5 protein-coding genes are annotated in these 7,377 nt (G+C 58.7%); 3 read left to right on the forward strand and 2 right to left on the reverse strand.

Annotated features, from left to right (window positions below):
- Positions 1-75 precede the first annotated feature (75 nt).
- From G1C94_RS02775 to G1C94_RS02785, 3 genes are all read left to right on the forward strand, one after another.
- The gene (locus G1C94_RS02775; protein ID WP_335341206.1) at positions 76-318 is read left to right on the forward strand and encodes a helix-turn-helix domain-containing protein; all 243 of its coding nucleotides are present in this window, start codon (positions 76-78) and stop codon (positions 316-318) included.
- A gap of 130 nt (positions 319-448) precedes the next feature.
- On the forward strand, positions 449-1,714 hold the full coding sequence (ilvA, locus tag G1C94_RS02780) for a threonine ammonia-lyase (RefSeq protein ID WP_172144425.1): 1,266 nt from the start codon (positions 449-451) through the stop codon (positions 1,712-1,714).
- Between the two features lie 352 nt (positions 1,715-2,066).
- Positions 2,067-4,550 (forward strand): cell wall-binding repeat-containing protein, encoded by a 2,484-nt coding sequence (locus G1C94_RS02785; protein ID WP_172144426.1) that lies wholly within the window; start codon positions 2,067-2,069, stop codon positions 4,548-4,550.
- 107 nt (positions 4,551-4,657) lie between these two features.
- Here G1C94_RS02785 and G1C94_RS02790 read toward each other — a convergent pair whose 3' ends face one another.
- Positions 4,658-5,827: an ATP-binding protein gene (locus G1C94_RS02790; RefSeq protein ID WP_172144428.1), complete on the reverse strand. Its 1,170-nt coding sequence runs from the start codon at positions 5,825-5,827 to the stop codon at positions 4,658-4,660.
- A gap of 417 nt (positions 5,828-6,244) precedes the next feature.
- Positions 6,245-6,397, reverse strand: coding sequence for a hypothetical protein (locus tag G1C94_RS02795; protein ID WP_172144430.1), 153 nt, complete (start codon positions 6,395-6,397; stop codon positions 6,245-6,247).
- Between the last annotated feature and the right edge of the window lie 980 nt (positions 6,398-7,377).

Genomic DNA, 7,377 nt, shown 5'->3' on the forward strand with positions numbered 1-7,377 from the left:
TGCTAATATATTGGTATGCATTTCTTACTTGACGAGCCGCTGCCAGGCGATGTCACCAAGGCGATCGCCGAACGCATGGTGCAACGGCGCAAGGAGCATCACATGAGTCAGCCACAGCTGGCCAAAGCCTCCAACGTGAGCCTTGGCTCCATACGTCGTTTTGAGCAGATTCATGAGATATCGCTGACGTCGCTGGTCAACATCGCGTTTGCTTTGGGTTGCGAGGCTGATTTCGCCAGTCTGTTCGCGAATCCATATTACGAAACTCTCGAAGACGTTGAGGCCGCGCGAAAGCGCAAAGGCGGTGGCCGGTCATGACCAAAGTCGACACGCAGATTCGTGACGTTGAACGGAGGCATCACCCCAAAGGACTAGCGCCGAACTAGCGCCGTCCATAAACGAGGGGGGCTTGCGTGCAATGACGCGCGGCTCACCTAGAATGCGCCTTATGGAACAAAAGGATGTATTGAAAGCACTGCGGCGCGACCATGCAGCGGAACTGAAACTTGCCGTCGAACGTTTGAAAGGCACGGCTCGTCACACCGAGATCATCGCCTCTCCTGTGTTGAGCGACATGACCGGCCACGAGATTCTGCTCAAGCCCGAAAACCTGCAGGTCACCGGCTCCTTCAAGATCCGCGGTGCCTACAACAAAATCGCATCCCTGACCAAGGAAGAACTTTCCCGCGGCATCGTCACCGCCTCCGCCGGCAACCACGCGCAAGGCGTGGCCTACGCCGCCCGTGAGCGCGGCGCGAAAGCCACCATCTGCATGCCCACCATGACCCCGCCGCTCAAAGTGGACGCCACCAAGGCCTACGGCGCCGACGTGGTGCTCTGGGGCGATGTGTTCGACGAGGCCGCCGCGCACGCCGCCGAACTGAGCGAAAAGGAAGGCATGATCTACGTGCCGCCCTTCGACGATTACGAAGTGCTGTGCGGCCAGGGCACCATCGCCATGGAGATCCTCGAAGATGTGCCGAACGTCACCGACATCATCGTGCCGCTGGGCGGCGGCGGTCTGGGCGCGGGCGTGGCGCTCGCCGTCAAGACCTTCAAGCCCGAAGTGCGCGTGATCGGCGCCATCCCCGAAGGCAGCCCTGCGTTCAAGAGCTCGTTTGCAGCTGGCCATGTGGTGCCGGCTGATCAGGTGATCACCTCCGCCGAGGGCGTGGCCGTCAAGCATCCGGGCGACTTGACGTTCGCACTGCTCAACGAGTTCCTGGACGATCTGGTCACCGTCACCGAGCGCGACATCAACGAGATGATCCTGCTCATGCTCGAAAAGCACAAGCTCGTCGTCGAGGCCGCCGGCGCGGTCTCCCTGGCCGCGCTCGAACATCTGAACCTGCGCTCGCGCAAGTTCGCCGCCGCAACCGAACCGCATGTGGTGGTGCCGATCATGTCCGGCGGCAACATCGACACCGTCACGATGGGTGCGGTCATCCAGAAGGGCATGATCGCCCGCGGTCGCATCATGAATTTCGAGGTCGAGTTGCCCGACACTCCCGGCCAGTTGGTCAAGGTGGCCACGCTGCTCGCCCGCGAACGCGCCAACGTCATTGCGCTCGACCACGACCAATTCAAGGCTTCCGCGCACTACACGAACTCGGTCTCCCTCGGCGTCACCGTCGAAACCAACGGCCCCGATCACATCGAGCGCGTCTTGGAGGCGTTGAAGGAAGAGGGCTTCCAGCCCAAGCGCATTTACTGATTTCCGGCGGCCGCTCGGCAGTCTTCGGCGGCTGCTCGATTGCTGCTCGATAGCCTCTCGGTGCCCGCCCGCCGACACCCCCCTCGTGCCGATTCCCCGGTCTTTCCAAGGCTCGCGACACGCCGGAGGGTCTCATTTCACCCCTCAGCATACCCGTTCTGCCACAGGGGGTATGGTCGTCGACGCCATCGGGGTGTTTGCGGGGTATCTGTGCGCCTTTCCCGGGTGGTGCCGCGGGGCTCATAGGGGGTATGGGGGAAGTCTTTTCATTTCACGGGGTTTACTGGTTCGCGCGTTCTTTTCCGATACTGCATTTCCGGATAAATACCGGAAACAGTAAAGGAGTTGATAGATGAAACACGCACCTATCAAGGTATTTTTGCAGCGGCGCGGCATGGTGGCTCGCCTGCTGATTGTGTTGTTGATCGCGGCAGTGACGGCTGTGATTTGCCCCATGACCACCACCAATCAGGCCCAGGCGGCCGATCCCCCCGTCGTTAGGAATGTCTCCAATTGGGACACGCTGAAAGCCGACGCATCAGGTGCTTCGCTTGATTCCAGTATCGATAAGAGCCTGATCAGGTCGCTTACCTTCATCGAGTCGTCTGACACCTCTCCCTTCCCCTCAAATAAAAATACGCGTTGTTGGAATGCGGGTGAGAAAGGGGATTTTTCAATTATGGGTTGCGCGACGCTTAACGGTGGCAAATGGGATGTGGATTATAGTGCCAATGAAGGGGGAATCCGTTTCCCAGCGGACTCAAGGAAGCTGTTCGCCGGCTGGACGTCCCTCACCACCGTCATCGGCCTCGAAAGAGTTGATACGTCGAAAGTGACGGACATGGCGGAAATGTTCAGAGATTGCCGCTCATTGGCCACCCTTGATGTGTCGAAATTCGATACGACGAAGGTGACGGACATGCAGGGCATGTTCCTTGATTGCAATCTTCTGAAATCTCTTGATGTGACGAATTTCAAGACGACGAATGTGAAAAGCATGGCCAATATGTTCCGGGGTTGTAAATTGCTGACTATTCTTGATGTGTCAAAATTCGATACGACGAATGTGATGGACATGGCCAATATGTTCCGGGACTGCCATTTATTGGAGATCCTCAATGTGTCGAATTTCAAGACGCCGAATGTGACCCGCATCGACGGCATGTTCTTTGATTGCCGCGCATTGCCCACTCTCGACTTGTCGAATTTCGATACGACGAAGGTGACGGATACGAAAGATGCCCTTGGGAAGCTCGTTAAATTGCAACGGCTGACATTGGGCTCGAAGTTCAAGCATCAGCCGGGCCAGCTTGGTCTCGGCGCACCGTATTCGCCCTCGAAAACTGGTCATACAGCTACGAACAAGTGGGAGAATAGCAAGACTCGCGCGGTATACAATTCGCCGTTCGGCATTCCCGCTTATGCAGGCACATACGAACCCAACTACAGGCGCAACAGCACAACTACGACGTACACCTACAAGGTGAAGTTCAATCCGAACGGCGGCACTGGCGCCATGCCCGAACAGTCGCTCACTTCCGGTGCCGGGATGATGTTGGCGGCGAACAAGTTCACCCGCGATGGGTACGCGTTCGGCGGCTGGAATACCCTCGCCAACGGTTCCGGCACGCCTTACCGCGACCGCCAGCCGGTGATCAACTTGGCTAAGTCCGCCAACGAAACGGTCACCCTGTACGCGCGCTGGACGCCCAACACATATTCGATCAAGTACGATCTGGACGGCGGCAAGCTTTCCGCCGGGGCGCCGACTTCTCGCAAGTACGGCCAGGAAGTAAAGCTGCCGACGCCCACGAAGAGCGGCTACACATTCGCCGGCTGGTATGACGCGAATGGCAGGAGGCTCAGCGCCGTTTCCGCAAACAGCAAAGACGTGAAGCTCAAGGCCCATTGGACGCGCGTTTCGGCGGCCCAGCTGAAGCGCTTGGGTGGTGCCGATCGCTACGAAACGATGGCCAAGATTGTCTCGGAAGCCTATCCGAAGACCGCGCATACGGTGCTTGTGGCCAGCGGCGAGAACTACCCTGACGCCTTGGCGGCTTCGGGCCTGTCGGGCGTGCTGGATGCGCCGGTTGTGCTGACCGCGCCCGACTCCCTCTCCCCGCAGGCGGTCTCGCTGCTGAAGCGTTTGCGCCCGAAGCGCATTGTAATTGTGGGCGGCACGAGCGCGATTTCCCAGCGTGTGCAGCTCCGGCTGAGGGATTACGCGCTTGCCGTGGAGCGCTTGGGTGGTGCCGATCGCTACGGCACGTCATACCAGCTGTACCAGCGCGGCGGCCGTTCGTGGGGTTCCACGGCGGTGGTGGCCACGGGCTCGAATTACGCGGATGCGTTGAGCGTCAGTTCGTATGCCTACGCTGGCAAGGCGCCGGTGTTCCTGTGCAATCCGGACGGTGGGCTGACCTCCCACCAGCGCGCGGCGCTCAAGAAGTTCAAGCACGTGCTGGTTGTCGGCGGCGAGCAGGCCGTGTCTTCCAAGCATCTGACTGGCCTGCCGAAGGCGACGCGTTTGGGTGGTGCCGATCGTTACCGCACGAGCACACTCTTGGCTCAGTGGGCGCAAAGCAACGGCTTGAACATGAACGGCGCGGTGTATGCCACGGGCGCTAATTTCCCCGACGCGTTGGTGGCCGGCCCCTTGGCTGGTCGCAACAAGGCTCCGGTTCTGCTCGTGTCCGGCCCGCGGGACTCGGCTGTCCAGCATTCGGCCAGGTTCAAGAACAAGGTGTCCAAAGCCTACGTGGTTGGCGGCCCGAATGCGGTGAACGCACCCACGGCCAACGCGATCGCCGACGCGCTGGGCATGCGTCGACCCTAGCAAACAGCCAAGCACGCCGTCTGTAGCAACGAGCGCCACTAGCACCCCCCGCTAGCGGCGCTCGTTCGCATCCGTTCTGCCACATGACTGACCCGACCCAGCGCACCCTAGTCCACAAGCTCGTTCACATGCTGCAAGCCAATAAAGCGCCCCAGCTTGGTCTGCACGGCCTCGTCACCCCCGTAAACCACGATTCTCTGCTCAGGCTCAAGCCCCATATCCTGCGCGAGGGAACACATGGTGTCGAACGCGTGAACATCGCGCGTCCGCGAAGCCTTGATCTCAACGGCATATCGAATCCGATCCGCCTGTTCGATAATCAGATCAATCTCCTTGCCATTGCTGTCGCGCCAATAATAGAGCCGAGGTTCGTCCCCTCGCGCGTAATACTGCTTGACGATTTCCGAGACCACCAGATTCTCGAAGAATCGCCCGCGCAACTCGCCATTGCGCAACAGCTGCTCGCCGCTCCTGACATGAAGCAGATGGCTTGCCAGCCCGGTGTCGTGAAAATAGATTTTCGGCGTCTTGACAAGCCTTTTGCCATAATTTTTGTAATACGGCTGCAGTCGGAAGGTGATGAAGCTCGACTCGAGAATCGACAGCCAGGCGCTCGCGGTGTTTGCGCTAATCTTGCTTTCGGAGGCGAGGGTGCTGTCCGAGAATATGTTGCCGATGCGCGTGGCGCACAAGGTCAGGTATTTTCTGAAATCGGCTATTTTGCGCACGCCCAGCTCGTCCCTGACGTCCCGTTCGACGTAGGTGCGCAGGTAGCTTGCGTAAAAGTCGGAGGCCCTCAATTCGCTGGAATACAGCCTCGGGTAGCCGCCTTTGACGATGAAATCCTCGATGCTGCTGGGGCGGAGGCTCGCGTTCGGCAGTTCGCGATACGACAGGGGGAGCAGATAGGTGACGCCCACCCTTCCGGCGAGGGTTTGGGAGATGCTTTTCAGCAGCAGGAAGTTTTGTGACCCCGTGAGCACGTATTGGCCGGGGGTGTTGGTGCGGTCGACGGTTTCCTGCAGATAGGAGAACAGCGTCGGGATTCGCTGGGCTTCGTCGAAGATGGTGGGGCCGCTGTGCAGGTTCAGAAAGGCGTGCGGGTCGACGGTGGCGAGCTGCTGGTTGTCGGGGTTCTCAAGCGAGACGTATTCGTGATCGCTGAACGTCTCTCTTGCGAGCGTGGTTTTTCCGCTTTGGCGCGGGCCGGTGATGGTGATTACCGGGAGCCCTTTTGCGAGCCTGTTGACGGTTGCCTCGAGTTGCCTTGGAATCATTGGCTTTTCACCGCCCTACTGACAAAATTACATAAGGTCTACTGAAAGAATAACATAACTTCTACTGACAAAATTACATAGAGTCTACTGAAAGAATTGCATAAGGTCTAGTGACAAAATTGCATAAGGTCTAGTGACAAAATTGCATAAGGTCTAGTGACAAAGAGCCCAGAGGGTTCTTCGTATCAATATCAACGGATGGTGTCATTTTGCGGTGGTAGTCCGTCCCGTGTCTTCTGTAGATCTACGCCGACGCAGCGCAATCGTTCCCTGCATGCTGTGAGTCGCAGTGTCCGTTGCTATCGTTCTGGGTTTGTTTTAAGGGCGGTTTCTAGTGGTGGTTGCAGCGCTTGGCGGGGTGGTGTTGAATGTAAAAGGGCTCGCCCGCGCGAGCGTGGACGAGCCCCGGAGGCGCCGTTACTGGCGACTGTTTCTCATCGTCCATACGGCCAAGGCCGTTACGACGATGTCGGCCATGATGGAATCCACCGATGGCGCGAGGCAAATGACGATAACCGCCATAAGCCAGATATTCGAGCCGCCGCGCGGCCCCTCATCCAGATTACGCATAATGCGATCCTTAAACTTGGCCGCGCCGCGACCGGCGCGGCAACGTCGTCCGACTGTTGCCGGACGGTCGATTTCGGTCTCGCAAAAGGCCTCCGTCGACAAAGTTAATACTATCGGTTATGATGGATGTTGCCGGAGTAAGGCATCGCAACTTCTCCCGTTTCGAGGCGGTGCGCAACGACTTTTTAGGGGAGATGGCCTGATCCGGTGGGTGGTTCCAGATCCGCCCCTTAAACTAGGCGTTGAGCCGGTGCTTTCGGGCACCGGCTCTCTGCATTTGCCGGCGGGGGCTTTCCTGCCGCCCTCTGGATCTGAAGGTTCGAGGCGAACTTGCCTCTTCTAAGTTGCGCGTGTTCTGTGCCTTTGCTCGGCTGCGTTGCGGTTGGTCGGCGATGTCGTTGGGCTTGTTGTCGGATGGTCGGTTTTGGTCTCGCGAATATCGGCTATGATGGATGTTGCCGGAGTAAGGCATAGCGACTTCTCCCGTTTCGAGGCGGTGCGCAACGACTTTTTAGGGGAGATGGCCTGATCCGGTGGGTGGTTCCAATTCCGCCCCTTAAAACTCAGACGTTGAGCCGGTGTCTTCGGGCACCGGCTCTTTGCGTTTGACGGCGGGCTTCACCGCCGTTCCGTTCCCCCGGGTTGCGGTGCTCGTTGTCTTCGTTCTTAGTGTGTTCCGTTCAGTTTCTGTGGTGTTTGACTGGTCCGGTGTCTGCGGCGGATGTTGCCGTGTTCGACACCCTCCGGGCCGGTAGGCCAAGTCTTACGTCTCACACGGCAACATCCGCCTAGTTCATTCTGGCGTAGCCGATCTGTGCCTCGCTGTCTCTGCCGCGTCGAGGGCTTCGGGGTTGCACTGTTCCTCTTTTGTGGGTCTTCCGTTTTCGTGGCGTGTCTTTTTTCTGGGGGCGGGTTTTCGGCGGAACTGTCGGTTTCCCGGGGTCTGTACCGCGGGTGGCTGGGAGGCGTGGGGCTGGTTC

Origin of the sequence: Bifidobacterium panos (assembly GCF_012932445.1) — a bacterium.
In the GTDB taxonomy this organism is placed as follows: Bacteria; Actinomycetota; Actinomycetes; order Actinomycetales; family Bifidobacteriaceae; genus Bifidobacterium; species Bifidobacterium panos.

Bases quoted from the DNA above. Each gene is read 5' to 3' on its own strand.
- ilvA (WP_172144425.1), top strand. From the start codon at position 449: ATGGAACAAAAGGATGTATTGAAAGCACTGCGGCGCGACCATGCAGCG.
- G1C94_RS02775 (WP_335341206.1), top strand. From the start codon at position 76: ATGGTGCAACGGCGCAAGGAGCATCACATGAGTCAGCCACAGCTGGCC.
- G1C94_RS02795 (WP_172144430.1), bottom strand. From the start codon at position 6,397: ATGCGTAATCTGGATGAGGGGCCGCGCGGCGGCTCGAATATCTGGCTT.
- G1C94_RS02785 (WP_172144426.1), top strand. From the start codon at position 2,067: ATGAAACACGCACCTATCAAGGTATTTTTGCAGCGGCGCGGCATGGTG.
- G1C94_RS02790 (WP_172144428.1), bottom strand. From the start codon at position 5,827: ATGATTCCAAGGCAACTCGAGGCAACCGTCAACAGGCTCGCAAAAGGG.